The sequence below is a fragment of the Saccharospirillum sp. MSK14-1 genome (assembly GCF_003054965.1).
Classification (GTDB): Bacteria; Pseudomonadota; Gammaproteobacteria; order Pseudomonadales; family Natronospirillaceae; genus Saccharospirillum.
Genome location: NZ_MIES01000033.1, coordinates 25,305 through 51,053, shown reverse-complemented (window position 1 = coordinate 51,053; position 25,749 = coordinate 25,305). Strand labels below are relative to the sequence as shown.

26 protein-coding genes are annotated in these 25,749 nt (G+C 56.3%); 15 read left to right on the top strand and 11 right to left on the bottom strand.

What is annotated here, in order from left to right:
- The first annotated feature begins 14 nt into the window (after positions 1-14).
- Positions 15-296, top strand: coding sequence for a putative quinol monooxygenase (locus BGP77_RS09205; protein ID WP_108164457.1), 282 nt, complete (start codon positions 15-17; stop codon positions 294-296).
- Between the two features lie 59 nt (positions 297-355).
- On the opposite strand, the gene BGP77_RS09200 is transcribed toward BGP77_RS09205, so the two are convergent.
- Positions 356-2,572: a kelch repeat-containing protein gene (locus tag BGP77_RS09200; RefSeq protein WP_108164456.1), complete on the bottom strand. Its 2,217-nt coding sequence runs from the start codon at positions 2,570-2,572 to the stop codon at positions 356-358.
- Positions 2,573-2,773: 201 nt separating this feature from the next.
- On the opposite strand from BGP77_RS09200, the gene BGP77_RS09195 reads away from it, so the two are divergent.
- On the top strand, positions 2,774-3,862 hold the full coding sequence (locus BGP77_RS09195) for a mechanosensitive ion channel family protein (protein WP_199224245.1): 1,089 nt from the start codon (positions 2,774-2,776) through the stop codon (positions 3,860-3,862).
- A gap of 32 nt (positions 3,863-3,894) precedes the next feature.
- Here the strand turns inward: BGP77_RS09195 and BGP77_RS09190 are convergent, their stop codons facing one another.
- Genes BGP77_RS09190 through BGP77_RS09175 form a run of 4 tightly spaced genes read right to left on the bottom strand, consistent with a single transcriptional unit; the run spans position 3,895 to position 8,015 of the window.
- Positions 3,895-5,112, bottom strand: a complete 1,218-nt coding sequence (locus tag BGP77_RS09190) for an MFS transporter (RefSeq protein ID WP_199224244.1) — start codon at positions 5,110-5,112, stop codon at positions 3,895-3,897.
- Complete coding sequence (locus BGP77_RS09185) at positions 5,112-5,861, bottom strand: ABC transporter ATP-binding protein (protein ID WP_108164455.1); 750 nt, start codon at positions 5,859-5,861, stop codon at positions 5,112-5,114. The genes BGP77_RS09190 and BGP77_RS09185 overlap by 1 nt, the downstream gene beginning before the upstream one ends.
- Positions 5,855-6,904: an iron ABC transporter permease gene (locus BGP77_RS09180; protein ID WP_108164454.1), complete on the bottom strand. Its 1,050-nt coding sequence runs from the start codon at positions 6,902-6,904 to the stop codon at positions 5,855-5,857. The genes BGP77_RS09185 and BGP77_RS09180 overlap by 7 nt, the downstream gene beginning before the upstream one ends.
- Entirely contained in the window at positions 6,897-8,015 is a 1,119-nt protein-coding gene (locus BGP77_RS09175; RefSeq protein ID WP_108164453.1) for an ABC transporter substrate-binding protein, read from the bottom strand. The genes BGP77_RS09180 and BGP77_RS09175 overlap by 8 nt, the downstream gene beginning before the upstream one ends.
- A 233-nt stretch (positions 8,016-8,248) precedes the next feature.
- Between BGP77_RS09175 and BGP77_RS09170 the strand changes: the two genes are divergently transcribed.
- From BGP77_RS09170 to BGP77_RS09155, 4 genes are all read left to right on the top strand, one after another.
- Entirely contained in the window at positions 8,249-8,599 is a 351-nt protein-coding gene (locus BGP77_RS09170) for a DUF2200 domain-containing protein (protein WP_108164452.1), read from the top strand.
- Positions 8,600-8,609: 10 nt separating this feature from the next.
- On the top strand, positions 8,610-8,906 hold the full coding sequence (locus BGP77_RS09165; protein ID WP_108164451.1) for a DUF4180 domain-containing protein: 297 nt from the start codon (positions 8,610-8,612) through the stop codon (positions 8,904-8,906).
- Between the two features lie 80 nt (positions 8,907-8,986).
- The gene (locus tag BGP77_RS18325) at positions 8,987-9,871 is read left to right on the top strand and encodes a response regulator transcription factor (RefSeq protein ID WP_199224243.1); all 885 of its coding nucleotides are present in this window, start codon (positions 8,987-8,989) and stop codon (positions 9,869-9,871) included.
- Positions 9,872-10,011: 140 nt separating this feature from the next.
- Entirely contained in the window at positions 10,012-11,703 is a 1,692-nt protein-coding gene (locus BGP77_RS09155; protein WP_108164450.1) for a serine hydrolase, read from the top strand.
- Between the two features lie 34 nt (positions 11,704-11,737).
- Here BGP77_RS09155 and BGP77_RS09150 read toward each other — a convergent pair whose 3' ends face one another.
- From BGP77_RS09150 to BGP77_RS09130, 5 genes are all read right to left on the bottom strand, one after another.
- On the bottom strand, positions 11,738-13,012 hold the full coding sequence (locus tag BGP77_RS09150) for an MFS transporter (RefSeq protein WP_108165922.1): 1,275 nt from the start codon (positions 13,010-13,012) through the stop codon (positions 11,738-11,740).
- Between the two features lie 109 nt (positions 13,013-13,121).
- Positions 13,122-14,201 carry a DUF3524 domain-containing protein gene (locus tag BGP77_RS09145; protein ID WP_108164449.1) on the bottom strand — a complete coding sequence of 360 codons (1,080 nt, stop codon included), beginning with the start codon at positions 14,199-14,201 and terminating at the stop codon, positions 13,122-13,124.
- Positions 14,202-14,205: 4 nt separating this feature from the next.
- Positions 14,206-14,829 carry a flavin prenyltransferase UbiX gene (locus BGP77_RS09140; protein WP_108164448.1) on the bottom strand — a complete coding sequence of 208 codons (624 nt, stop codon included), beginning with the start codon at positions 14,827-14,829 and terminating at the stop codon, positions 14,206-14,208.
- Positions 14,826-15,698 (bottom strand): acyl-CoA thioesterase II, encoded by an 873-nt coding sequence (tesB, locus tag BGP77_RS09135; protein WP_108164447.1) that lies wholly within the window; start codon positions 15,696-15,698, stop codon positions 14,826-14,828. Before tesB ends, BGP77_RS09140 begins: the two co-directional genes overlap by 4 nt.
- A 122-nt stretch (positions 15,699-15,820) precedes the next feature.
- Complete coding sequence (locus BGP77_RS09130) at positions 15,821-16,411, bottom strand: alpha-ketoglutarate-dependent dioxygenase AlkB (RefSeq protein WP_108164446.1); 591 nt, start codon at positions 16,409-16,411, stop codon at positions 15,821-15,823.
- Positions 16,412-16,415: 4 nt separating this feature from the next.
- Here BGP77_RS09130 and BGP77_RS09125 point away from each other — a divergent pair, with 4 nt between their 5' ends.
- Positions 16,416-16,739 (top strand): hypothetical protein, encoded by a 324-nt coding sequence (locus BGP77_RS09125; RefSeq protein ID WP_108164445.1) that lies wholly within the window; start codon positions 16,416-16,418, stop codon positions 16,737-16,739.
- Between the two features lie 10 nt (positions 16,740-16,749).
- Here the strand turns inward: BGP77_RS09125 and BGP77_RS09120 are convergent, their stop codons facing one another.
- Positions 16,750-17,358, bottom strand: a complete 609-nt coding sequence (locus BGP77_RS09120; protein ID WP_108164444.1) for a DUF305 domain-containing protein — start codon at positions 17,356-17,358, stop codon at positions 16,750-16,752.
- A 252-nt stretch (positions 17,359-17,610) separates the two neighbouring features.
- Here BGP77_RS09120 and ugpB point away from each other — a divergent pair, with 252 nt between their 5' ends.
- The 8 genes from ugpB to BGP77_RS09080 all read left to right on the top strand — a co-directional run bounded on the left by ugpB (position 17,611) and on the right by BGP77_RS09080 (position 25,687).
- Positions 17,611-18,909: a sn-glycerol-3-phosphate ABC transporter substrate-binding protein UgpB gene (ugpB, locus tag BGP77_RS09115; RefSeq protein WP_108164443.1), complete on the top strand. Its 1,299-nt coding sequence runs from the start codon at positions 17,611-17,613 to the stop codon at positions 18,907-18,909.
- A gap of 99 nt (positions 18,910-19,008) precedes the next feature.
- Positions 19,009-19,890, top strand: coding sequence for a sn-glycerol-3-phosphate ABC transporter permease UgpA (ugpA, locus tag BGP77_RS09110; protein ID WP_108164442.1), 882 nt, complete (start codon positions 19,009-19,011; stop codon positions 19,888-19,890).
- Entirely contained in the window at positions 19,890-20,738 is an 849-nt protein-coding gene (gene ugpE, locus BGP77_RS09105) for a sn-glycerol-3-phosphate ABC transporter permease UgpE (RefSeq protein ID WP_108164441.1), read from the top strand. Before ugpA ends, ugpE begins: the two co-directional genes overlap by 1 nt.
- Positions 20,739-20,747: 9 nt before the next feature.
- Positions 20,748-21,818 carry an ABC transporter ATP-binding protein gene (locus BGP77_RS09100; protein WP_108164440.1) on the top strand — a complete coding sequence of 357 codons (1,071 nt, stop codon included), beginning with the start codon at positions 20,748-20,750 and terminating at the stop codon, positions 21,816-21,818.
- Positions 21,815-22,540, top strand: a complete 726-nt coding sequence (locus tag BGP77_RS09095) for a glycerophosphodiester phosphodiesterase family protein (RefSeq protein ID WP_108164439.1) — start codon at positions 21,815-21,817, stop codon at positions 22,538-22,540. Before BGP77_RS09100 ends, BGP77_RS09095 begins: the two co-directional genes overlap by 4 nt.
- Entirely contained in the window at positions 22,537-23,304 is a 768-nt protein-coding gene (locus BGP77_RS09090; protein ID WP_108164438.1) for a DeoR/GlpR family DNA-binding transcription regulator, read from the top strand. Before BGP77_RS09095 ends, BGP77_RS09090 begins: the two co-directional genes overlap by 4 nt.
- The gene (locus BGP77_RS09085) at positions 23,301-24,083 is read left to right on the top strand and encodes an HAD-IIB family hydrolase (protein ID WP_108164437.1); all 783 of its coding nucleotides are present in this window, start codon (positions 23,301-23,303) and stop codon (positions 24,081-24,083) included. The genes BGP77_RS09090 and BGP77_RS09085 overlap by 4 nt, the downstream gene beginning before the upstream one ends.
- A complete protein-coding gene (locus BGP77_RS09080; RefSeq protein WP_108164436.1) occupies positions 24,080-25,687 on the top strand; it encodes a Na/Pi cotransporter family protein in 1,608 nt (535 codons plus the stop codon). The genes BGP77_RS09085 and BGP77_RS09080 overlap by 4 nt, the downstream gene beginning before the upstream one ends.
- Positions 25,688-25,749: the final 62 nt, after the last annotated feature.

Sequence of the window (25,749 nt, the reverse complement as noted above, 5' to 3'; positions counted from 1 at the left end):
AGCAGGCACTCTTTATGCCCAACATCGTTCTCAAAGGATTTATCGTCGTCCCGGATACCGACCTCGACGTCGTTAAAAACGCCTTGCCAGAACACATCGAACTGACCCGGCAAGAGCCGGGGTGTTTGGTGTTTGAGGTAACGCCTCACCCCACCGACCCTAACCGGTTCGATGTGTACGAAGTTTTCAATAGCACAGCGGCATTCAACGCTCACCAGCAGCGGGTTCAGCAATCGCATTGGGGGCAGGTTACGGGTCGGGTTGAGCGGCAGTATGAAGTGACAGAACAGTCTTAGAGCGTGTTTTCAAATGGCAAAAAAAAGAGCGCTGTATCAGCGCTCTTTTCTGCAAACCCTCATTCGTCCGGGCCGAACCAAAGTGGCGCGTTTAAGCCCAAGCGCCAGTCCGTGCCATCGTCGCTGCGCCAGACTTCGTTAACCACTTTTTTGTCCTCGAAATTATAGCCCCCGACTAACCATAACTGCTCTTTTTCATCAGCAGTAAAGCTCACCAGCTCATAGCTACCAATGCCATTAAAACTGGCCACCTCCGTAATTCGGTCCCAGTTTTTGCCATTGGTTGAGGACCAGACCTCAGAGCTCTCATCACCGCCCACCAACCACAGTGTCGGTTGCCCATCGCTTTGGGTTACCAGTATTCGATTATTTACGTTCGCACTAAAACGGTCACTCGGGGTGACATCTTGCCAGGTCTTACCATCGGTGGAGAGCCAGATATCGTTAAGCCTATCGCCATCATACCCGCCAAACAGCCAGAGCTGCGGTTGCTCACTGTCACTAAAGCTCACTACCTGATGCTCGTAGCGCGGGCTGAACTCGGCTGCGTCGCTCACTTCTTCCCAATGGGTGCCGTCGGTCGACCGCCACACGTCGTTTTGGTAATTACTATCTCTCCCGCCAATCACCCAGATGGCCTCGTCAAACACAACAACCTGATGCTCACGGCGCGCGCTGAATCGCTCCTCGCCAGCCGGTTGCGGGTGTGCTTGCCAGTCAATGCCATCGCGCGATGACCAGACGTCGTTTGCATAGTCACTCGATGTGTGCCCGCCAATCACCCATAACCGGTCACCGCTGCCATCATCGAATACCACCACTTGATGATTTTGGCGTGGGCTGAAATCGGCGCTGACGGTTTTTAACGTCCAATTCAGTCCATCCGAAGAGGACCAAACATCGTTTCTGCGATCGCCATCATATCCACCGATGACCCACAATTGTTCACCTTGGCCATCATCGTAGGCGACTACTTGATAACCGCCGCGCCCCGAAAAACCAGCCTTGAGGGTATTGTGTTGCCAATCAATGCCGTTACTCGACGACCAGACATAATCGTCTTGTAGCTCGCCGGTGGTGCCACCACCCACCAACCACAGCTCATCACCGCGCCCTGCATCAAATACCAGCATCTGGTGATGAAAAAGAGAACTGAAGGCAGCTTGTGGTGTTTTTTGTGTCCAGACGGCTCCATCGGAAGACGACCAGACCCCTGCGTTGCCGTAGCCCTCTGACGTTGCCCAAAGCTGTTCGCCGTGGCCATCGTTGTATACTGCCACTTGATACCCGCCCAAAAAAGGAATCGGTAAGGCGTTGTTTTCCGGCGTTTTGTCTTCCCACGTCACGCCATCGCTGGATGTCCAGATGTCGTTTTCACCGTTGCCACCCACCAGCCACAGTGCGTTTTTAAACACCACCACTTGGTGATCCTCACGCGCTGAAATCAGATCGCCCTTGGGTGTTTGCTGTTGCCAGGTGCGGCCATCGGTCGACCTCCAAATATCGTTTGCGTTGCCACTGTCTGTGTTCCCCCCAATCACCCACAGCGCGTTATCAAACACCACCGCCTGATGGCCATCGCGTGGGCTAAACAACTCACCATCCGGCGCCACGGGCTCCCATTTAATGCCATCATCCGATGTCCAGAGGTCGTTTTGCAGCGTCTCATCATCATCCTTGCCCCCTATCAGCCACAGCGCGTTCTTAAACACCACCACCTGGTGGCCATCTCGCCCACTAAAACGCGGAGTGTTGCCCAGCTGTTGCTGCCAGCTAAGTCCATCAGACGACGCCCAGACGTCGTGAAGCCTGCCAGCATCACTGTCCCCACCAATCACCCAAAGCCGCTTCTTAAACACCACCGCCTGATGGTTCCAACGGGCCGGAAAGGCGTTAGCCGCCAAATGCGCTTTGGCAATTTGCTCACCCTGACGCACGGCGTAAAAGCCATCGGTAGTGAGTGTGGTGTGGATGTCGTTGCTGAGGGTGGTGCCATCGCGTACGCCGCCTTTGTGCATTTCGGCGCAGAGTTCGCCGGCATCAATGTCGCAGTCCGGTTCGTTCATGCGATACAGATCAGCCGGTTCGTTGCTGGCCAGCCGGATGGTCAGGTTAGCGTCGTTGACGCCAACCCAGGCTTCCAGATGATTGGCCGGTATCGGTTTGCCCGGTGTGCGGGTCAGGTTGCCGTTGCGGTCGCACCCGGCCAGCGCGGCGCAAATCAGCCCCAGCCATAACCCGGTGCGGAGCCTCAGAGGGAGTATGCTTGCCTGCATAAAACGTCATCCTTGCCGTTGTTGGTTGTTGGGAAGCGGCATGATGGCAAGCAGTGGTTTGAAAGAGCGTTTGTAAAAGCGTGGTTATTGGTGGGAAAACGAGCCTATCGTTTGAAAAACAGGCATTCGTGGTTGGATTGCACCGGTACAGAACTTGCTTCGAGCCATATCGATGAGCCACCGTTTGGAGCGAGCACAACCATGGACGTTTTCGACCCATTCACTGCCTATCTCCCCAGTTGGGTGCTCACTCTGGGTATTGTCTTGGTTAGTATCGGTGCGTTGTTATTGGTTAAGCGCCTCATCTTGGGCCACTTAATTCGCATCACCGATAAAACCCGTTACTACTTCGACAGTTTGCTACTGCGCTCCATTAAAATGCCCTTAACCCTTATTATCATCTGGGTCGGGTTGCTGCCTTTCGATCAATCGTTTTCGTCTGACTTACCCGTCCTCTTGGCCATTCAGGGCCTGGTTCAATACGTATTGCCGATCTTACTGATTTTCGCGGTGGTGATTTTTGTCGATCGTTTAGTCTCCGGGTTGATCACTCACTACAGCAAACGGTCGCGGTTATTGCTGAGCAGTCAGTCGATTGTGAAAGGAGTCAGCCGGTCTTTTATTATTGGCCTGGGTGTGCTGATTTTATTAGGCACCATGGGCATTTCCATCACGCCGATTATCGCCTCACTCGGCATTGGTTCGTTAGCCTTGGCGCTGGCGTTGCAACCGACGTTGGAAAACTTTTTTTCCGGCATGCAATTGGTGATGGATAAGCCCATACAGGTGGGTGATTACATTGAGCTGGAATCGGGTGAGCAAGGGTTTGTAGAACGCATTGGCTGGCGTTCAACCTGGATAAAAATGCTACCGAATAACTCCGTTATAATGCCCAACAGCATGTTGTCTGAATCTAAGATCATTAATTATTTTCAGCCAACCAAAGAGCTGTCGGTGCCCGTTGAAGTCAGCGTGCATTACGATTCGGATTTAGAGCAGGTTGAGCGTGTGGTGTTAGAAGTTGCAAGAGACATTCTGGTGAGCCATGAATACGGCGTTGAAAGTTACAACACCTTTGTGCTTTTCCATACCTTCTCAGATTCCAGTATTAACTTAACGGTGATGTTACGAGCGCACGAATACTTCCATCGTTTTTTTATTAAGTCGGCGTTTATCAAAGCACTTCACAAACGCTTTAAAGAAGAAGGCATTGTGATCCCTTACCCCATTCGCGCCATCAACACCGACCAGGAAGCCGCTCACTTTAGCCTCCATAACAAAGAACCATAACGCCCGCATCACACGACCGGGCTTTGCCCTCGCTACCAGCGTCGCGTTACCCAAACCACCACCGCCAGCAACACCACGCAGCCGCCATACCCCACCGCGACCGCCCAATAGGTGCTGGCCAAACCGGCCTGATGTGCAATCACCGCGCCCAGCGCAATGCCACTGATGTTGGCAAACTGCTGCACGCTTTGCGCCATGCCCAGCAATTCGCCTTGCTGTTCCTGCTTTGCCAGGCGCGATATTTGAGTGAGCAACACCGGCAGCGTGGCGCCCAGTAACGCGCCCCATAAAAAATAGCCGGCAATAAACACACTCACCCAGGGCGTACTGGCCAGCGCCGCGTTAACGCCTGCGCAGGCCAGCACCACCCACAGCAAACGCTTGAGCGTGGGCTGCCAGTCAAAGCGTTCAAAGTAGCGTGCCCACAATGCCGCGGTGCAAATAAACCCCATCGCCCACAGGCCATAGGCCAGCCCGCTGACCCAGTTGCCCACGTCGAATGTGGTTTGCACGTAACGGGCAAAGTTCGTGGTGACCATCATGCGGCTGCACAACAGCGCAGCGACTAAGAGGAATAAAACGGCGATCAGACGTCGCACTGTGCCCGGTGGCAGTTGGCGTTCTGGCGCGGCCTGTGTTTCTGAATGCGCTTCATGGCTTGGACGTGACGCAACCGCCGGTAAGGCAAATGCGATGATGACAACGCACAGCAAACACACCAACGAGCCGGAAACGTTAATCCAGAAAAAGCCTTGGGTGTCGTAAATAAAACCACCCAGCGTTGCGCCCACCAGGGAGCCCACGTTGGTCGATACCTGCAAAAATGCAAAGAAGCGGGCGCGGTTTGCAAAGGGAATCACCTGCACGCCATACGCCTGAGCGGTGGCGATGTAACCGGCACACCCGCCCTGAATAAACCGCAGCAACAGAATCAGGCCAACACTGTCGGCGTAGGCCAGGGCCATCTGGGTGATCGCCAAACCGAGCAGCGCCCGCAGCAGCATCCATTTGCGCCCCACGCGGTCGCCCAGCCGCCCCCAAAAACGGCTGGTGAGCATAATGCCCAGCATGGGCAACACGTACACACCGATGCTCGAAAACATCAGCACGTCTGGCGAGGCGGTTAGTTGATTTAAATGCACCGGCCAGAATGGCCCACTCATTTCCATGGCGGCCATGGCCGCGACCTGCACCGCAAACAACAGGGTGACGATCTTTTTTTGCTGAGGCGTCAACACGGCTGTCGACACTAGACGGTATCCGCCACAATGATATGCGGCTGACCTTCGGAGCAATGCTCAATCCTGGCGCGCACCTGATACACATCGCCCAGCAAGGCGGGTGTCAGCACCGATGGCGTGGGGCCACTGGCCACCAGAGCGCCGTTTTGAATAACAATCACCTGATCGGTAAAGCGCATTACCTGATTTAAATCGTGCATGGCGACCAGTATCAGCAAACCCGCATCGCGCGCTAAGGTTCGCACCAGCGACAACACTTTTATCTGCCGATACAGATCGAGCGCGCTGGTGGGTTCATCCAACAATAAAATTTCCGGGTTACGCACCAGCGCCTGAGCCAGGCCGACCAACTGTTGCTGGCCACCACTGAGCGCCGCCAACGAACGGTCGGCCAACTCGTCGATGCCCAGCTTTATAAGCGTGGCTTCAATGTTGGTCAGTTCCTGCTCACTGACACGCCAGGCACTGCCTTGTTTGCACGCCAGAATCATCGATTCAAAGACCGTCAATACCGGGCTTGCCGTAGTGAACTGCGGCAAATAAGCCATCGGCTCAGCGCTTTGGCTGCCGGTAACGGTTACCTCACCGTCACCGACTAATAACCCCGACATGCGTTTTAGCAAGGTCGATTTGCCCGCGCCGTTCGGGCCGATGACACCCACCACCTGGCCGCCGGAAAACGGGCCGCAATCAATCGCTTGCAGCGTCGTGAGGCGACCGTGACGCGCCGTTACCGACGCCAACGACAGCTTTACCATAGCGCCGTCCTTTTATTCAGAATCAGCATGACAAATATCGGCACACCGATCAGTGAGGTAATGACCCCGATGGGGAAAATAACGCCGGGCACCAGCACCTTGCTGACCACCGAGGCGAGCGACAACATCAGCGCCCCCACGATCATCGAGCCGGGTAAGAAAAAGCGCTGATCTTCCCCCAGAATCATCCGCGCGATGTGCGGCCCAACCAAGCCCACAAACCCAATGGTGCCGACAAAAGCCACCGGAAAAGCGGCCAACAAACTGACGCACAGCAGCGTTATTAATCGCAACCGGCCAACGTTGATGCCCAGGCTTGCGGCCTTGGCATCGCCCAGGCGCATGGTGGTTAACGCCCAGGCATTTTTATAAAAGAACATCGGCACCAGAATAACAATGGCGGTGACCACACCGAGGTTAGCCCAGGTCGCTTTGGTGAGGCTGCCCATGGTCCAAAACACCACAGCGGCGATGGCTTCTTCGGAGGCAAAAAACTGCACCAGGGCAACGAGCGAATTAAACGAAAACACCATGGCGATGCCCAGCAAGATCACCGTCTCTACCCGCCCACCGTGACGAACGCTCACCGCATGAATAAAAAAGCTGGCCAGCATGGCCATGGCAAAGGCATTAATGGGCACCAGGTATTCGGCAGCCACCGGCAAAAACCGGCTGCCAAAGGCAAAACCCAAGGCCGCACCAAAACTGGCTGCGGCCGAAATGCCCAGCGTAAAGGGCCCGGCCAGGGGGTTATTCAATACGGTTTGCATTTGCGCACCGGCGGTTGCCAAACAGGCCCCGACAACGATGGCCATCAACGCGCTGGGTAGGCGCAGGTACCAGATGATGGCGTGCAACTGACGATGCTCGGGGCTGTCGCTGAACAAGGCGCGGGCCACGGCAACCGGCGAATAACTGCTGGCACCGATCGACACATTGACCAGCAACGACAACACCAGAGCCACAACTAACGCGGCCAGAATCCAGAGCTTGGTGCGCACCTGACGGACATAGCCGTGGCGCGCAGAAACGCCGTTATTCACCCGACAGACTCACCACATAACCGGGCTGATAATCGATGGGCAAAAAGCGCTGATAAAATTCGGCGAAGGTGGCGTCCGGATCCAGATCGCTGAACAATTCCGGCTGCAACCAGGTGGCCAAATGCTGCAACGCCACAAAGTGAAACGGACTGGTGTAAAAGCCATGCCAGATGGCGTGGTAGTTATTCAGCTCGGTCGCGCGCGTGTGGCTATAGGCGGGCTTGGTTGGGTAGTACGCCAGCTTCTCGCGCGCCTGCGCAAGGTCGGCACCCGGGCCGACCGGCACCCAACGACCACCGGGAACATACGCTTCCCAATCGGCGCTGGTCACCACGACGTGCTCGGGGTTACTGGCTAACACCTGCTCTGGGTCGAGCTGGCCGAACACACCGTTAATAAACTCGCTGGCCAGGTTTGTTCCCCCGGCCATTTCCACCATGCGGCCGAAATTTTCGGTGCCGAAGGTTAAGCAGCAATCGTCGGAATAACCGCCAATGCGTTCGATAAAGACGCGTGGCCGTTCGATGTCGGCTTGCGCAATGGTGTCGGTAACGCGGTCGATTTGTTGCTGGCGAAATGCAATGATCTCGTCCGCGCGCGCTTGTTCACCCAGCAATTCACCGAAGAGTTCAAAGGTGGTCGGCACACCGGCCACCACATCGTGACGGAAATCGACGAAGATGACCGGAATGCCGAACTGATCCAGCTTATTGATGATTTCCTGTTGCGGCTCAGCACTGTCACCGGTGATGTTCACAATCACAGCATCGGGCTGAAGGGCAACGGCCTGTTCAATATCAAAACCGTCGGTGGTGAAGCGACCAAAGGTCGGCAACGACGTCAACGCCGGGTAATAGTCGGAAAACTGCTGATAATTATAGGGGTCGGAACCTGACAGGTCGTCACGCCAGCCAACCACATAGTCCGCCGCTGCATCGCCTTTCAGTGACGCCAGCAAATAAAACTGACGGCCTTCGGTGAGAATCAGTTGTTCAACCGGCAGTTCCAGTTCAATCTCTCGACCCAGAACATCGGTGACCGTTTCAGCGGCCGTGGCTGCCAGAGAAAGCAGCGCGACCGGCAGAGCCAGCAGTGTATTTTTAAGCGACATAACAGCTCCTTTCTGATGCCTGCCAGCCTGCGAGGATTGCTCCTTCAAACCACCGGCAAGCTCAGATTGATGGGATAAAAATGCAAATGAGAATATCTTTCAATTGTATTTGACTGTTATTCGCGTAGCAACCGCCGGCCAGCGTGGCGGTTCAGCATCGGCACATGTACAAAGGCCGCCCATACCCGGATGATGAGCCAACGCTGGACAGACTTGCCAAAGGAGCCGCCGCCATGCCTCACAACATCTTCACCATGCCGTTTGCCAAGGTGTATCCGCTGTATGTTCAAAAGGCCGAACGCAAAGGCCGCACCCAGGCAGAGGTCGACCAGATCATCGAGTGGCTGACCGGGTACGACGCCGCCGGTCTGCAACAGCAACTCGATCAACAAACCGATTTCACCACCTTCTTTGCCCAGGCACCGGCGATGAACCCGAACCGCACCCTAATTAAAGGCGTGGTCTGCGGTGTTCGGGTGGAGGAAATTGACGATCCGCTCATGCAGCAAATCCGCTGGCTGGATAAGCTGATCGACGAACTGGCCAAAGGTAAGGCCATGGAAAAAATACGTCGGCAAGGCTGAGGCGACCGAGATGAAACAACACACCCAACTCGCGTCCGATCTGATCGGCCGCGCCATGGAACACGGCTACCTGTTGCTCGACGAAACCGAACTCCCGGCCGAGTTTTTCAACCTGAGTACCGGCCTCGCCGGTGAGGTGATGCAGAAGTTCGTGAACTACCAACTGCCGCTGGCCATTGTGGTTCGCGCCCCGTCCGATCATGGCGACCGTTTTGCCGAGCTGGTTCATGAACACCAACGCCACCCCATGATTCGCTTTTTTGCCGATGCAGAGTCAGCCAATGTCTGGTTAGACAGCTCGCGCTGACGGTGGCTCAGCGCAGGCCAAATTGCCCTGCCCTCCAAACCCTGCTACAACAACCCCACCTCGAGTCACCGCTGTTAGCCATGCCCTTGTCTTTTGATTTTCTGGTTCAGTTCTTCGCCTTCTCGGCCGGTTTCGGCATTTTGCTGATGTATGGCTATTGGCAACATGTTCGACCGGACGCCCGCATTCGCTGGGCCATGCTGGTGCTCGTGTGCATGATGCTGAACTACTTTATGGGGCTCTATACCTACCTGCTGGAAGACTTGCTGATTACCGGCCCGGTCAGTTATCTGCATTTTGTGGTGCAAAGCCTGACGTTGTTCGGGTTGATCATGGGCGTACACGCGCTGCTGTTTCGACTGGGCGCGACACCCTCGCGGATCGGCGTGGCCATCGTCTGGGTCAGCCTGGCGTTGATGGCGGTGCTGAACCTGCTCTCCAGAACGTTGCATAACTCGTCGTTGCTGATGGTTTCCAGCGCCTGCTTCGTGGTGGCCGGGGTGTGGGTGTTTTATCAGTTCTGGGCGTTTGTGCCGGGCTCGGCGTTTGTTGCGCGCATCCGGGAGTTATCGCTGCTGGGCCTGGGGTTCCTGTTGCCCGCGTTTGTGTTGCAGTGGTTGCTGCCGCCGCAATGGATGTGGGTACACCCGGTCGATGCGCTGTCGTATTTGTATGTGATGGGCTGCGCCGGCTGGATTGCGCTGGACGGGTTATTTCGGCAAAACCAAAACACCGAAACGATGGCCGATGAACGCCTCGATTTAGCCAGTGCCCAGCATCGCTTCGATTTAACCGAACGCGAATTTCAGGTGCTGCGCTTGCTGGTTCAGGCCAAACCTTACAAGACCATTGCCGACGAATTATCGATCTCGGCGCATACGGTGAAAACCCATGCGTCGAACGTGTACCGCAAAACCGGTACCCAGCGAAAGTCGGACCTCAAACGCCGGTTTAGCCGCGAATAAGCGGCGGCCTCCCCCAAATCTCACCCCTTTCTCACCGCGATATCGCCCGTTTAGCGTCTGCCGTTTGGCGACGGTCCGGGGTTCAATAATCAGCGTCTGAGCCGCCGCTCAGAGCCGATTCATAACCCAAGGACATCGCCATGAAACTCTGGTTGAAATGCAGTTTAGCTGCGTCGATGGTTGTTGCCGCTGCCGTGATCAGCGCCTGCCAACCCGACGCCGAAAAAGCCCGGGCCGTTGAAGCGCTGATTGAAGTGCGACTGGCAGAAACCCAAATCACTGGCCTCGCCGCTGCCGTGGTTTATCAAGGGCAGGTTCTCACAGCGCGCGGTTATGGCATGGCCGATCTTGCTAACGATATTGCCGTGAACGACGACACCCGTTTTCAGATCGGTTCGACCACCAAGCTGTTTACCGCGCTTGCGGTCATGCAGCTGGTGGAACGCGGACACATCCAGCTCGACGACGACATCCGCACCTATCTGCCGCAGTTCAATCCCAAGGCGTTAAGCAGCGATGCGTTACCGGTGACGGTGCGCGACCTGCTGACTCACCACTCCGGCATTCCCAGCGCCTATCTGCGTTCGTTCGTGATGGACGATCCCGACGCCGAGCGTTTTATGCAAACGTCTGATTGGCTGTCGCAGACCTACCTTACCTGGGAACACCAGCAAGTGTTCGCCTACTGCAACGCCTGCTTTTCGTTGATGGGCGAACTGGTGGCAACGGTCAGCCAGCAACCTTTTGCAGACTACATTGAGCAGAACATCTTCACCCCACTGGCACTCAACGACAGCCTTGTTTTCGGCGTGCCCGGTGTAACCGACAACACCGCTCATGGTTACAGCGCCGGTGAGCCGGCAGAACCTTTGTTGGTGAAAGATGTTCCGGCTGGCAGCTTTTTAATGTCGGCGAACGACATGGCGAAATTTGCGCAGGCGCTGGTGCGAACCCAGCACGGTTATCCACTCAACGATTGGCTGAGCACCGACACGCTGGACGCCATGCTTGAACAGCAATTTCCCGGTTTACCGATGAACGGCGACTTTAAAATCGGCCTGGGTTTCTGGCTGAACGATCATCATGGCCGCAATCAGGTGGGCCACGGTGGCACCGTGCCGCCGTTTTACTCCGAGCTGAAAATTCTGCCTGAATCGGGCACCGCTGTATTTGTGGCCGCCAACGATAATCTGGGCAACAACGCCGTGCTGGATGAATTGGCCGCCGATATTTTTGATCTGCTGTTACCGCCGAACGACCGCACAGAAACACCCGCCATCAACACCGCCAATATCGACGACGGTGACTATAACCTCGGCGGTTTTGGTCTGGTCTCCATCGTCAGCGATGGCGACACCCGCCAACTGGCATTGCCCGGCATAGGCCGCTTTACTCTGACCCGAAACAGCCAGGGTTGGTATGCGGCGGATTTGGATATGGAACTGCGCCCATACTCGGGTTCAGCGACTGAGACACCCTTGCCGATCGCCTTTCACGGTTACCTCAACGGCTATCTGTTAGGCCCGGCAACCTCGCTGGAAACGCATGAGGCTAACGAGTCGTACCAACCCTGGCTGGGCGAGTATGAATCGGACGATCTGGTTGACGGCGTGCATTTGTATTACGACGACGAGCGCCGCAGCTATCGGATGGATGCCAGCCTGGGTGTGCTCGGCGATGGTTTGGCGGTGACGCTGAAACCGGTAAATGCTGAGCTGATGCAGGTTCAGGGTTACGGCCGCAACGTCGGTAATGTGATTCAGCTGGCGCGCGACAATGGCGAACCGGTTGTGCGTTATTCCGGTATTACATTCCACCGTTCAATAAACTAAGCCCAACACCACCGGCCCGGTCGAAAACCGGGCCTTACTGCTCGTCTTCCGCGTCGACTTCCCGCTCCGCTTCGGCGTGTTCCGCCGCCCAGACACCGGCGGCTTCTACTGCCACCGGCGAGGCCGTCGGCACCACGCCCAGATAATGTTCGCTGTCATCGACACTGACCACCGCACGCTGAGCCATGCGATTCAGGGCGTAAAGCGCAATCAATAAAAAGGTCGCACTCAACACGGGCCAGATGGCAAAAGGCCCAAAAAATTGCATGGCCCAACCCGCCAGCGGCGGACCAGCAATGGCACCGAGCCCAAAGGTAAATACCAGACCGCCGGAGGCCGCGGGCATGTCTTCGGTCGACAACGAATCGTTGGTGTACGCCAGAAACAGCGAATACAACGGTGTGGTGACACCGCCGCCAAAAAAGGCCGCGGTCATCAATAACCAGTAGACGCCGCCGGTTAACCAGCCCAGCAAACAAGAGACTGCGCCTAACAGCGACGCGCCAATGATGATTTTGCGCCGGTCGATGTGATCGGACAGCCAGCCGATGGGGTATTGCAACACCACGGACCCGGCAAACAGCATGGCCACAAAGAGTGCAATCTGAGCGGTCGACAGCCCCACCTGAGTACCAAAAACCGCGCCCATCCCCGCCTGAGTGGCATAGACGGTGCCCAACAAAAAGATACCCACAGTACTCAATGGCGAACTGGATAGGAGTTCGCGCAAGCCCATCGGTCGCGCCATCTCTATCGAGGGTGCCTGAGTGGAAGCGGACAACAAAATGGGCGCAAAGGAGATCGACACCAGAATCGACGCACCAATAAACAAGACTGAGGTGGCAGCATCACCCAGCGTCAACAAACCCTGGGCGCCAATGATGCCGAGCGTCTGGGCAATCATATAGGCCGAGAGCACCTTGCCACGGGTTTCGTTGGTGGAGGCGTCATTCAGCCAGCTTTCGGCCGTGACATAAATGCCCGACATGCAAAAGCCAATCAGCACGCGCAACAGCGACCACAACCAAGGGTCGGACAATAACGGAAAGCTGATCAGCCCGGCGGACATAAAACTGCCCAGCGCAGCAAACACCCGCACGTGCCCAACGCGGCGAATCAGCTTAGGCGTGTAACGCGCACCGGATAAAAAGCCGACGTAATAACAGGAGGTGACAATCGCCAGTTCCAGCGCGGAAAAGCCTTCGATGCCCCCGCGCAGACCGATCAGCGTGAAGTGCATGCCGTTGCCGAGCATGATCAGCAAAATACCCAGCAGCAGCGGCCAAACTCGGGTAACGACAGTAATCACACAAACCCCCAGGCCATTAAGGCGGGAACAGATGCTGCGGAGCATGGCACAGTTAAGCGCGCCATGATGCCTTTAGCACACCGCATTCATGCTTTATAACGACACGGATTCAGCCCTGGGTCAGGCGTTCCATAACCCGGCGGTAATCGGCTTTCAGCCTGGCCCAACTGGGTGGAATAGGCTGCGGCGTGAACGACCGCCCCAAACAATCGCGCAGCTTAGCAACCAGTTCAGCGGTGTCGGCTGAGGCATCGTCCGCCTGACCGTTATAGAACACGGCCTCGGGCAAACATTCCGGGTAGGCCTGGCGTTTCGGCACAATGCAGGTGGCACCGGCTTGCGCCAGTTCGAGCATCGCCAGACCCTGAAAATCGTGCAAGGCGGTGGAGACGCCGATACCGGCTCGCCCCAACCAGTCTTCGTAATCCGCTGCGCTGGCCTCGCCCCAATGAACAATGCGCTCGCCCAAGGCCGCGCGCTCTTTGGCGAATGCCTCGCCGCGACCACCGCCACTGCCAAGCATCGCCAGCCGAAATTCAACGCCCTCGCGCGCCAGCGCTAGCAAGGTATTCAATAACCGCTGTGGTTGTTTGTCCCATTCCCAACGGTGGTTCCAGACGATCAACGCCGGGTCTTTGGGTTGCGCGCGTAATGGCAAAAACCGATCGGTTAACGGCACCGGCAACACAGCCGATTGTTGTTCCAGTTTCATTAACGGATCGCCCGGCAAAGGTTCGGGTAATTTCTTTAATAATTTCCGTGCGCCGTTAAAAAATGTGTCGCGGTTAAAGCGGGTATTAAAACTGACCCAGTCGGCGCAAAACGCATTTTCCAGGCTCTTAAATTGCCACGCCGTTTGATGTGCTGCCTGCTGCTGATTCGACAGCGGATGAGCGAACTGATTCTCGTGAAAATACAACCACAGAGGCACATCACGCAGCGCCGGACACTGTGCTTTTAAGGTCACGACTTGCGTTAGGCTGGTCGCAATGATCAGGTCGTAGTGTTGCTGAAAGGCAGCGTCATCGCTCAGCGCCCACAACCAGCCGGAAGCTTCAATGCGCCAACTGAAATGGCGCGCGGGCTGGCTGCGTAACGTCCAATTGTGCTCAGGAAAGGCGGCCATCATTCCGTCACACCAGTAGCGATGACTGGCCGAATGATAGGCGCTGAGCAGCAGAATGTTCATGCGCTCAGTCGTGTCCGGAAGGTGCGTCGTCCACGCCCCAGGGCGCTAATAAATCCTGTGAAAAACCGGCGCATTTGAGAATGCGGGCGACGACAAAATCGACCATGTCGTCGAGCGTTTTGGGCTGATGATAAAAACCCGGACTGGCGGGCAAAATCACCGCACCGGCACGCTTGAGCGTGAGCATGTTTTGCAGGTGAATTTCGTTGTAGGGCGTTTCCCGCGGCACCAGAATCAGCGTGCCGTTTTCTTTCAATATTACATCTGCGCCGCGTTCGATCAGGTTGTCGCATTGGCCGGTGGCAATGGCCGCCAGCGTGCCGGTGGAGCACGGACAGACGATCATGGTATCGGGCGCGCCTGAGCCACTGGCAACCGGGCTCATCCAGTCTTCACGACCGGCAATAATCAGCTTGCCTCCGTCGCCCAGACGCGCGCGTAAATGATCGTGCAATTTGTCGTGATTGGCGGGCCAGGGTTCGCCGGTTTCCACCGCCGCCACCATGAGCGCGGCTTTGGATACCAGCAAATGCACTTCGCAATCGGCCGCCAATAAAAACCGCAACAAACGTTCGGCGTAGGGCGCGCCAGACGCGCCCGTTATCGCCAGGGTAATGCGACGGCTCATGCGCCCTCTCCGTGATAGCGAATCATGCCTTCCTGAGCGGTGCTGGCGACAAGACGACCGCTGCGATCAAAAATCTGCCCGCGCACATAACCGCGTGCGCCACTGGCGCTGGGGCTGTCGGCGACATAGAGCAGCCAGTCGTCGAGTTTGAACGGGCGATGGAACCAGATGGCGTGATCCAATGAGGCGATAGTCAGGCCGGGTTTCATCAGCGAAATACCGTGCGGCATTAATGCGGTCTCCAAAAAACCGTAGTCGCTGGTGTAAGCAAGCATCGATTGATGCACCAGCGGTTCGTCCGGCAGCGGGCCGTTGGAGCGAATCCACATATGGCGCTTGGCAATGCCCAGACGCGGCCGGAAAGGGTTTTGTGCTTCCACGATGCGGCACTCGATGGGCCGCTCGGCGGTAAACAGATCGCGCACACGCGCAGGAATTTCATCGGCGTGATCGCGATAGAGTTTGGCTTCCGGTTCCAGCCCATCCGGGCCGGGCACGTTCGGCATGGCGTCCTGATGTTCCAGTCCGTCTTCCTCTTTTTGGAAGGAGGCCGTCATCGCCAGAATGGGTTTATCAAACTGCGAGGCAATCACCCGGCGAACGCTGAACGACCGGCCATCGCGCACGGCTTCAACCTGATAATCGATGGGCTCGTTCACATCGCCAGGGCGTAAAAAATAGGAGTGCAAAGAATGCGGCATGCGCGCGCTGTCGAGCGTCTGAATGGCGGCCGATAAGCCCTGACCAATCACCTGCCCGCCAAACACTTTGGGATACCCCAAATCCTGCGACAAACCCCGATACCGTTGCTCGCCAATCGGTTCCAGCGTCAACAACTCAATCAAGCCTTCAACGACCGCTTTGGCCATCTTTGGTTCTCCTCTTACTTCTGATACTGCGTCCGCCGGACCGGCGGATCGATTCATCTGCGCCGCTCAGTATATCAACTTGGCTGGCGTCGCGCGGCGAACGCCGCCTAATCACCGACGATTCACAACTTTGCAGCAACGATGACGCGCCGAAACGTCAGACTCAGTCGCGCAGCCGCATGGGCGCGTTTGGGCACACTGTGCTGCCAGTGATGTTGCAAGGCGCCGTCCATTAACAGCAAATCGCCTTCGCCCAAGGCGACGCTGACGGTCTGGCGGTGATCGCTGTTGCGGCGCAACCGGAAGTCGCGACGAGCCCCCAAGGATAAACTGGCCACCGGCGGATTATGGCCCAGCTCCGGTTCGTTGTCGGCGTGCCAGCCCATGCGGTCATCACCGTCGCGGTACCAGTTGGCGAGCACCGCATTGAATGCCACTGCAGTGGTGTTGCAAACCGCATCGACCAGCGGTTTAACGACGTCGGGCCAGCCCTCAGCAATCAGTGTCTGGCCGCTGTAGCGATAGCGCACGCCGGTCGCGCCGAACCAGCTTTCCAGACGGGGCGTGGCGTGTTCGCGGCCATAGACGCGAACCTGACCCTGACGCCAGGTCAGTTGTTGTTGCAATTGCTGTTGCCAGAATTCGGCGTCGGCGCACCAATTCCGGTACACTTGCAGCCGTCCGCTGTCATCATCGAATAAGGTTTCACCCATCAATATGGCTACCTCCGCTGCAAGTGCTCAACAATGGCTGACCGACCAAAAACCCGATCGCGCGGCCATTGAAGACGTGATCGGAAAATTGGAAAAGCGCATCGAACAATTGTCGGAAGAAGATCCGGCGCTGGCCGGTTCGGTCGATGCGCTGGTTTTGCTGCAAGATCATCTGGAACAACTGGATGCACCGGCGGTAGACAGCAGCGCCCCACCGGCTAACCTCGACACCTCGGAACTGATTCCCGATGCCGACCCGGTGCAACTGGAAGACGATGTAAAACGCCGCACCTTCGACGAGTTAAAAAATCGCTTTAAAGATTTGTAAGCCAACACCGCTAGGGGTTGCTGTCCAGATTACGGGTTTGCATCCAATTGCGCAGCTCGGCGATGTCCCGGTTGGCTTCACGCACCACATCGCCGGCTAAAATCCGCAGTTGCGCATCGACACTGTGGTTCAGCATCACCTGACCCAGGCTGACCGTCAGCTCGTGATGCCAGATCATGGCATTGGCAAAACGGGCTTCGGCGTCCTCACCCACCTGAAATTCATCACGATCCTCCGCGAATTCATCGAGTACCGTCTGATAGGTTTCGCGAATTTGCGTGGCATCAGCGTCCGGGTTGGCTTCGTCGTAGCGACCCAGCCAGGTGTTAAAGGCTTCGATGTCATCGCGGTGTTTTTCGACAATCAGTTCAGCAACCCGACTGAGTCGTTCGTCGTCCGTTTGATCCGCAATGCGCTGCGCCATCTGCACACCGGCGCTTTGGTGCGTCACCATCAGTTGTGAAAAATCGAAATCGGCATCGCCGCTTAACTCAACGTCAAACACTGCGCTCATTAATTCAGACCGCGCTGCCTGCAATGAAGCCTCGGCTGACACCTCGGCCATCGCCGACCCTGCGCTGACCATTAACACCAACCATACCCCGATGACTCTTTTCATCACTCTCTCCTAAACCCTAACCGATGAACCCGGGCATTGTACCGGATGCGCCAGGCAGTTCCGATGCGACCGGCGCCGCAAAATGTTCGATCGAACACATAAAAGCGCAATGGAACTGTCAACGCACTGCAATAGAAGCCACCTAAGGTGGGCTGCGAATTAAACGAACGGCGCCACGGCCGCGACTCGGTTTACCCATGCTGTCGGGATTCGTTCGAACAATAACCCGCCAATGAAAGGATCTAAGACCTCATGAAGAAGACGCTTCTTGCACTGTCTGTTGCCGCTGGTATCGGTCAGGTTCAGGCCGCTACCGAAATTGAATTCTGGCACGCCATGGGCGGCGCCCTGGGTGAAAAAGTCGATGCCATGGTGGCCGACTTTAATGCCTCTCAAGACGATGTTGTTGTCAATGCCAGCTACCGCGGCAACTACAGCGAAACCATGACCGGTGCCATCGCGGCCTTCCGTTCGGGCGAACAACCCGACATCGTTCAGGTTTACGAAGTTGGTACCGCCACCATGATGGCCGCCGAAGGGGCGATCTATCCGGTGTACCAGTTAATGGAAGAGTACAGCAATGGTTTCGACCAGAGCGCTTACCTGAGCACCGTCACCGGCTACTACGCCGATGAAAACGGCAACATGTTGTCCATGCCGTTCAACTCCTCAACGCCGGTTCTGTACTACAACAAAGCAGCGTTCGACGCCGCCGGTCTGCCCGACCGTGGTCCGAAAACCTGGGAAGAAATGAACACCTTTGGTCAGGCGATTCTCGACGCCGGTTACGACTGCGGTTTCACCACGGCGTGGCAATCCTGGATTCATCTGGAAAACCTGTCGGCGCGTCATAACGTTCCGTTCGCGACCAATGACAATGGCTTTGCCGGTCTGGACACCGAAGTAGAATTCAACGGCGACGTGCAGATCGCACACATCGATCAGATGGCGCAATGGCATGACAGTGGCATCTTCAGTTATTCCGGTCGTACCAGCGAAGGTTCTTCGCGTTTCTACAGCGGTGAATGCGCCATGTACACCGAATCGTCAGCCGGTTACGCCGGTGTGCGCGCCAACACCGATTTCGAGTTCGGCGTGAGCCAGTTGCCCTACTGGGAAAGCCAGATCGACCAGCCGCAAAACACCATCATCGGTGGCGCCACCTTGTGGACACTGCGCGGCCAGGACGACGACCACTACCCGGCCGTTGCCCGTTTCTTTGAATACCTGTCACAGCCAGACGTTCAGGCCGACTGGCACCAGTTCTCCGGCTACCTGCCCATTACCTATGCGGCGGTTGAGCTGACGAAAGAACAGGGTTTTTACGCCAACAACCCCGGCACCGATGTCGCCATTAACCAGATGACGTCCGTGGCACCGACCGCCAATTCACGCGGCCTGCGTCTGGGTAATTTCCCGCAAATTCGCGGCATTATCGACGAAGCGCTGGAATCGGTCTGGAACGGTGACGCCAGCGCTGAGCGTGCGCTGAACCGCGCCGCTCGCCGCAGCAACGAACAGCTGCGTCGTTTCGAACGCGCCAACCGTTAACTCGTGGGCTCATCAGGCGATGCCCTCATCGCCTGATTTCACACACGGCCGGGCCTCCGGCCGTGTCTTTTTCGATGGGTTTCAAGCCGGGTTTCACCCATGCATGACAAGAGCGTTTTTCAACATCGACTGCTGCCGTATGTATTAGTTGCCCCGCAGTTGATCATCACCCTGGTGTTTTTTATCTGGCCAGCCGGCCAGGCGTTGTATCAATCGTTTCTAGTCGAAGACGCCTTTGGCTTCAGCACCGAATTCGTCTGGTTCGAAAACTTTATTTATTTGTTATCCGACCCCGAATACTGGACCTCCATTCGCGTTACCGCTGTGTTCAGTTTTTGGGTCGCCTTCGTCGGCATGGCGTTGGCGTTACTGCTCGCAGCCATGGCCGATAAAGTCATCCGCGGGTCGCGCTTTTACCAGACACTGTTGATCTGGCCCTACGCCGTTGCCCCGGTCGTTGCTGCCGTTTTGTGGCTGATGTTGTTCAGCCCCAGCATTGGTTTATTACCGTTCTGGCTGAGCAAAGTCGGTTATCAATGGAATCATCTGGCGAACTCCGTTGAGGCCAATATTCTGGTGATCATCGCTTCGGTGTGGAAGCAGTTCAGTTACAACTTTATTTTCTTCATCGCCGGTCTGCAGGCCATTCCACGCTCTCTCATTGAAGCGGCGGCCATCGATGGCGCGCGTCCGTTCCGGCGCTTCTGGCAGATCGTTTTTCCGTTGCTGTCACCCACTGCTTTTTTCCTGCTGGTGGTGAACGTGGTGTACGCCTTTTTTGAAACCTTCGCGGTGATTCACGCCACCACTCAAGGCGGCCCCGGCAATTCCACCAAGACGCTGGTTTATAAAGTATTCGAAGACGGCTTTATCGGTCTGGACCTGGGTTCTTCTTCCGCGCAGTCGGTGTTGCTGATGGTCATCGTCATCACCCTGACCGTGGTGCAGTTCCGATACGTTGAGAAGAAGGTGCAATACTGATGGTTGAAAACAGACCCTGGCTGACGCTGACGCGTCACATTTTATTGTGGCTTGGCATCGCGGTGATCAGCTTGCCCATCTGGGTGGCTCTGGTGGCAGCAACCCACCCGACCAGTGCCTTTGTTTCCGGTATTTTGCCGCTGTGGTTTGGTGATCAGGCGGTGACTAACCTGGTCGCCGTGTTGAGTAACGACGGCGGACTGGGTGTATCGGTATCGGCCACGCGCATGCTGTGGAACAGCTTTGTCATGGCGATGGTCATTGCCGTGGGCAAGATTGTCATCTCCATGATGTCGGCCTACGCCATTGTGTATTTCCGCTTTCCCGGTCGTCAGCTGTGCTTCTGGTTGATCTTTATTACCCTGATGTTGCCGGTCGAGGTTCGTATTCTGCCGACCTACGAAGTGGTCGCGAATTTAGGGCTGCTGAACAGCTACGCCGGTTTAACCATTCCCTTAATTGCCAGTGCAACGGCGACGTTTTTATTCCGACAGTTTTTTATGTCGGTACCCGATTCGCTGCTCGAAGCCGCCCGCATCGATGGCGCCGGACCCATCCGGTTTTTTAAAGACATTCTGCTGCCGCTGTCGGCCAATAACATCGCGGCGCTTTTCGTCATCTTATTCATCTACGGCTGGAACCAGTATTTGTGGCCGTTGCTGATCACCACCGACGAGCAGTACTACACCATTGTGATGGCCATTAAACGTCTGATGACCTCCGACAACGGTTTGATTCCTTGGAACCTCATTATGACCACCACCATTCTGGCCATGCTGCCACCGGTGATTGTCGTACTGGCGATGCAAAAATTATTTGTCAAAGGCCTGATTGAACAGGAAAAGTAAGGGGACACTGTGGCCAGCTTAACGTTGACTCATTTAAACAAGACTTACCCGAACGGTTTCACCGCCGTGCACGATTTGAACCTCGACATTAACGACGGTGAATTTCTGGTACTGGTTGGCCCATCGGGCTGTGGCAAATCGACCACCCTGCGCATGGTCGCCGGTCTGGAAACCGTCAGTTCAGGCGATTTGCACATTGGCGATCAGCGCGTCAATGATCTGGAGCCGGCCGACCGCGACATCGCCATGGTGTTTCAGAACTACGCGCTCTATCCGCACATGACGGTCTATAAAAACATGGCGTACGGTTTAAAAAACCGGGGCGAATCACGCGCCGATATTGACCGCAAAGTACGGGAAGCGGCCCAGACGCTCGACATCGAACATCTGCTGGATGCCAAGCCAGCGCGCTTGTCCGGTGGGCAGCGTCAGCGCGTGGCCATGGGTCGCGCCATCGTGCGCAACCCGCAGGTGTTTTTGTTTGATGAACCGCTGTCAAACCTCGATGCCAAACTGCGCGTGCAGATGCGCATTGAAATTAAGCGTCTGCAACAACGCTTTGGCACCACGGCCATTTATGTCACCCACGATCAGGTAGAAGCCATGACGCTGGCTGATCGACTGGTGGTGATGAACGGCGGCAAGGTTGAGCAAGTCGGCCCGCCGATTGAGCTCTACGAACAACCGGCCAGCCGTTTTGTGGCGGGTTTTATCGGTTCACCGGCGATGAACTTTTTAACCGCTCATCTGGAAAATCCGACGACGCTGGTGCTGCCCAACGGTCAGCGACTGGAACTGCCACAGGCGGTCGATCACAGCGGTGAGGTGATGCTCGGTTTTCGTCCGGAGCATCTGGAAAGCTGTTCGCCGGAGCAATCGGACTTTACACTGAGCGTTGAGATCATTGAGCCGCTGGGCGCCGACACCCTGCTGTACGGTAATTTCCCCGACACCGATACTCTGGTGCTGGCAGAGCAATCCGGCAAAGCCCGTTTTCACAGTGGCGAACGCATTCCCTTGCGTTTTGACCGCCAGCGGCTACACCTGTTCGACCCACAAACGGAGCTCAGAATTACATGATTGCCAGCCCTATCATCGGTCATCGTGGTTGCGCCCGACGCGCACCGGAAAACACCCTCGGCGCCATGACCTTCAGTCGCGACCAGGGTCTGGAGTGGGTCGAGATCGACGCCAACCTGCTCGGTGACGGCACGGCGGTGATGTTTCACGACAGCACCCTCGACCGATTGACACCGTCACAAGGCAAGCTGGCCGATCGGGACTGGGCATCGGTTAAAGACCTCGATGTCGGCAGCCATTTCAGTCCGGCTTATCAGTCGGAACGCTTGCCGAGCCTGGAAGCCGCGCTGATTCATATTCGCGACTTGGGCCTGGGACTGAACCTGGAAATTAAACACTACCCGGACTTCAGTATTGATGCCATTACTGAACGCTGCATCGAGGTGCTCGATGCGCATTGGCACGACGAGAAGCGTCTGTTAATCACCAGCTTCAATGGCGAAATTTTATCGCGTTTGCATCGCGCCCGACCGCAATGGCTGCGCGGACACCTCTGGGTGAAATTGCCCGACAACTGGCTGGAGGTGGCGCGCATTCTCGAACTGAGCAGCATCAATCTCGATCATCATCATCTGACCGAGACCCAGGCTCAGGCGATTAAAGCCGCCGGCTACGATCTGTATTGTTACACCGTCAATGACGCCGAAGCTGCCGAACGTCTGCGCCGTTGGGGTGTCGATGGGTTAATCACGGACGATCCGGCGCTCATCCAACCGGCATGAAACTGAACGACCGGCAAGCGCGCATTCTCGATTGGGTTCGTCGTGAAGAACACGTTCAGGTCGAGGCACTCGCCGCGGCCTTTCATTTAACGCCGCAAACCATCCGTCGCGACCTTACGCCGCTGTGCGAAGCGGGTTTGTTGCGCCGACGTTATGGCGGTGTGAGTTTGCCATCGTCGAGCGTAAACCTCTCGTTCAGCTCGCGTCAGGTGATAAACGCACCGGCCAAGCGCGCCATTGCCAAAGCGCTGGCTGATCGCCTGCCCGATGACGCCTCCGTGCATCTTGGTATTGGCACCACCATGGAGTTTGTCGCCCGAGCGCTCATGGGTCGTCCCTGTAAAGTGTTGACCAACAATCTGAAGGTGGCGTCGGTGTTATGCGACAGCGATAACACCGAGGTGATCGTTTCCGGCGGCCATTTACGGCACAATGATGACGACGTGGTTGGCGCGGCCACCACCGCTTTCTTCGCCGACTTTTGTGCCGACTATGGCATCATCGGTTGTGGCAGTCTGGATCCGAACCGTGGCGCCATGGATTTTGATCTGCGCGAAGCGGACGTCAGCCGAGCCATTATCGCCAACGCTCGACGCCGTGTGCTCATTGCAGATCACTCCAAATGGGAACGCCAGGCGCTGGCGCGAGTCGTCGACTTCGACCAGATCGATCTGTTTATCACCGACCAACTCAGTAACGATGTGCGCCACCGACTGCCATCGACGCTGGAACTTATTGAAACCGAGGCTCAACTGACGGCATGACCAATCTGGATTACTCGCCGCTGACGCTGCTGCTGACCGATGTCGACGACACCCTGACCACTCAAGGTCGTCTGTCTCCCGAAACCTACACTGCGCTTTGCCAACTGGCCGACGCTGGCGTTTCAGTAGTGCCCATTACCGGCGGCTGTGCCGGTTGGTGCGACATGATTCTGCGCACCTGGCCGGTGGCTGCTGTGGTCGGTGAAGGCGGCGCTTTCTATGGTTTGCGCACCGCCAACGGCTCTGTGGAATGGCATTTCTGGGATAGCGCTGAACAGCACCGCGCCGACCAGTCGGCTATATTAGAGACACTCAAAACGCTGTCGTTGTCGTTCGATGTGGCGCTGGCCAAAGACCAGCCACTGCGCTGGGTCGATGTCGCCATCGATTACCGTCAGGACGCGCACCTGACCAAGGCTCAGGCCGATCAGCTGTGCACCGCTTTTACCGCTGCCGGTTATCAGGCCAAGTGCAGTTCCATACACATCAACGTCTGGCGCGGTGACTTCAATAAAGCCGCCATGGCCAAACGCTTATTGCGTGAGGTTTTTTCACTCGATGAAGCGACGGCTCAGGAACAGGTGTTATTTATCGGTGACGCACCCAACGACGAACCCATGTTCGAAGCCTTTCCCAACAGCGTCGGCGTCGCCAACATCGTGCCGCATCTGGATGGCATGGCCCACCAGCCGAAACAGTTAACCCAGGGCAAAGCGGGCGTCGGTTTTGTGGAAATGGCCAATGCCTGGCTGAGCAATCTGAGGGATCGTCAAGGATGATGGTATTAATCGAACTGGCCGGTGCGGTCGCGTTGCTGCTGTGGGGCATTCGCATGGTGCAGACCGGCTTTGCCCGGCTGCTCGGCAATCGGCTGGAACGATTGCTGCGCCGCACCACCAGCAATCGTGGCAAGGCGTTTATTACCGGCGCATTGACCGCCTTTATGTTGCAGTCGTCTACTGCCGTAGTGTTGATGGTCGCATCCTTCAGTGCCACTGGCATGCTGACCTTAATGGCCGCCTTGGGCACCGTATTGGGCGCGGAGTTTGGTGCCAGCCTGGCCGCGGTATTACTGAACCTCGACCTCAACACCCTGGCCTTGCCGATCATTCTGGCGGGCGTTATCAGTTTCAAACTGAATTACTCGCGTGCCTGGAAACACAGCGGCCGCATTTTAATCGGTTTGGGTCTGGTCTTGCTGTCGCTCGATCTGATTGGCGACGTGACCTACCTGCTGCGTTCCAGCGATGTCTTTTTACTGATCAGCAATAAAGTGGAAAGCGACGTTGCCCTGGCGATCACCCTGATGGGTTTGTTCACCTGGATGATTCACTCCACGCTGGCGGCGGTGCTGATCATTGCCCAGTTCGTTCAGGACGGCTCCATCACCATGGACGCCGGTTTCTATCTGCTGCTCGGCGCCAACCTGGGCGGTGCTTTGCCCGCATTGGTCAGCGGCTGGTCGCTGCCTGACTCAGGCCGACAGGTGGTGCTGGGCAATCTGATTTTTCGCTTTTTTGCGGTGGCGTTAGGCCTGCTGGCGTTGATGTCCAGCGGCGATCTGATTCAGGAATTACTGCCCGAGCGAGCCTTGGGTATTGTCGTCGCACACTCGGGTTTAAACCTGTTCAATGGACTCATTCTGGTTGCGATATTACCGCTGCTGTTGCCGTTGTTTACCTCGGCGCGCAATTCGAATTCGGCGGACAATGATCTGTCGCAGCAGCAGGACCGGCCCATTTATTTGTCCATCGATGACATTCGCAATCCCGGCCGGGCGCTGGCAAACGCACGCAACGAAGCGCTGCATATTGCTGAGCTGGTTTACCGCATGCTCAACAACGCACTCGATGCGTTTGATGATCGTGATCTGGTAAAACAGATTTCTGATATGGACGACGACATCGACGCCCTGCACCGCGAAGCGTTGAATTATGTGTTGTCGATTGAGGACAGCGGTCAGCAGCAGCAACACCGTGAACTGATCAGTTTTATGACCAACCTGGAACACATCGGCGACATCATTGATGAAAGCCTGATGCACCTGGCGCGCAATAAAATTCGGGAAGGCGTTCGCTTTGACGAAGAGCAAACCAAGGTGGTGAATCACCTGCATGATCAATTGGTGGATGCGTTCCGGTTGTCACAGGCTGTCTTTACCAGTGACAGCGCTGAGCTCGCGCAGGAACTGTTGGATGTGAAGCGTCAGTATCGCAAAGACATTCTGCAAGCCCGGCAAAGTCACCTCGATGATCTGGGCGGCCACCATTCTGAAAACCTCTTGGCGACCCAGATTTTTATCGACGTCCTGCGCGATCTGCAGCGTATCTGTTCTCATCTGACCGCGGTGGCTTATCCGGTGTTACAACGGCGTCGGGATTGATGTTACAACGGCGTCGGGATTGATGTTACAACGGCGTCGGGACTGACGCCGTTTGCTGACTT

Excerpts from the sequence above, each read along its gene's own strand:
- BGP77_RS09205 (WP_108164457.1), top strand. The coding sequence starts at position 15 with ATGCCCAACATCGTTCTCAAAGGATTTATCGTCGTCCCGGATACCGAC.
- BGP77_RS09200 (WP_108164456.1), bottom strand. The coding sequence starts at position 2,572 with ATGCAGGCAAGCATACTCCCTCTGAGGCTCCGCACCGGGTTATGGCTG.
- BGP77_RS09195 (WP_199224245.1), top strand. The coding sequence starts at position 2,774 with ATGGACGTTTTCGACCCATTCACTGCCTATCTCCCCAGTTGGGTGCTC.
- BGP77_RS09185 (WP_108164455.1), bottom strand. The coding sequence starts at position 5,861 with ATGGTAAAGCTGTCGTTGGCGTCGGTAACGGCGCGTCACGGTCGCCTC.
- BGP77_RS09175 (WP_108164453.1), bottom strand. The coding sequence starts at position 8,015 with ATGTCGCTTAAAAATACACTGCTGGCTCTGCCGGTCGCGCTGCTTTCT.
- BGP77_RS09170 (WP_108164452.1), top strand. The coding sequence starts at position 8,249 with ATGCCTCACAACATCTTCACCATGCCGTTTGCCAAGGTGTATCCGCTG.
- BGP77_RS09165 (WP_108164451.1), top strand. The coding sequence starts at position 8,610 with ATGAAACAACACACCCAACTCGCGTCCGATCTGATCGGCCGCGCCATG.
- BGP77_RS18325 (WP_199224243.1), top strand. The coding sequence starts at position 8,987 with ATGCCCTTGTCTTTTGATTTTCTGGTTCAGTTCTTCGCCTTCTCGGCC.
- BGP77_RS09155 (WP_108164450.1), top strand. The coding sequence starts at position 10,012 with ATGAAACTCTGGTTGAAATGCAGTTTAGCTGCGTCGATGGTTGTTGCC.
- BGP77_RS09145 (WP_108164449.1), bottom strand. The coding sequence starts at position 14,201 with ATGAACATTCTGCTGCTCAGCGCCTATCATTCGGCCAGTCATCGCTAC.
- BGP77_RS09140 (WP_108164448.1), bottom strand. The coding sequence starts at position 14,829 with ATGAGCCGTCGCATTACCCTGGCGATAACGGGCGCGTCTGGCGCGCCC.
- tesB (WP_108164447.1), bottom strand. The coding sequence starts at position 15,698 with ATGGCCAAAGCGGTCGTTGAAGGCTTGATTGAGTTGTTGACGCTGGAA.
- BGP77_RS09130 (WP_108164446.1), bottom strand. The coding sequence starts at position 16,411 with ATGGGTGAAACCTTATTCGATGATGACAGCGGACGGCTGCAAGTGTAC.
- BGP77_RS09125 (WP_108164445.1), top strand. The coding sequence starts at position 16,416 with ATGGCTACCTCCGCTGCAAGTGCTCAACAATGGCTGACCGACCAAAAA.
- BGP77_RS09120 (WP_108164444.1), bottom strand. The coding sequence starts at position 17,358 with ATGAAAAGAGTCATCGGGGTATGGTTGGTGTTAATGGTCAGCGCAGGG.
- ugpB (WP_108164443.1), top strand. The coding sequence starts at position 17,611 with ATGAAGAAGACGCTTCTTGCACTGTCTGTTGCCGCTGGTATCGGTCAG.
- ugpA (WP_108164442.1), top strand. The coding sequence starts at position 19,009 with ATGCATGACAAGAGCGTTTTTCAACATCGACTGCTGCCGTATGTATTA.
- ugpE (WP_108164441.1), top strand. The coding sequence starts at position 19,890 with ATGGTTGAAAACAGACCCTGGCTGACGCTGACGCGTCACATTTTATTG.
- BGP77_RS09095 (WP_108164439.1), top strand. The coding sequence starts at position 21,815 with ATGATTGCCAGCCCTATCATCGGTCATCGTGGTTGCGCCCGACGCGCA.
- BGP77_RS09090 (WP_108164438.1), top strand. The coding sequence starts at position 22,537 with ATGAAACTGAACGACCGGCAAGCGCGCATTCTCGATTGGGTTCGTCGT.
- BGP77_RS09085 (WP_108164437.1), top strand. The coding sequence starts at position 23,301 with ATGACCAATCTGGATTACTCGCCGCTGACGCTGCTGCTGACCGATGTC.
- BGP77_RS09080 (WP_108164436.1), top strand. The coding sequence starts at position 24,080 with ATGATGGTATTAATCGAACTGGCCGGTGCGGTCGCGTTGCTGCTGTGG.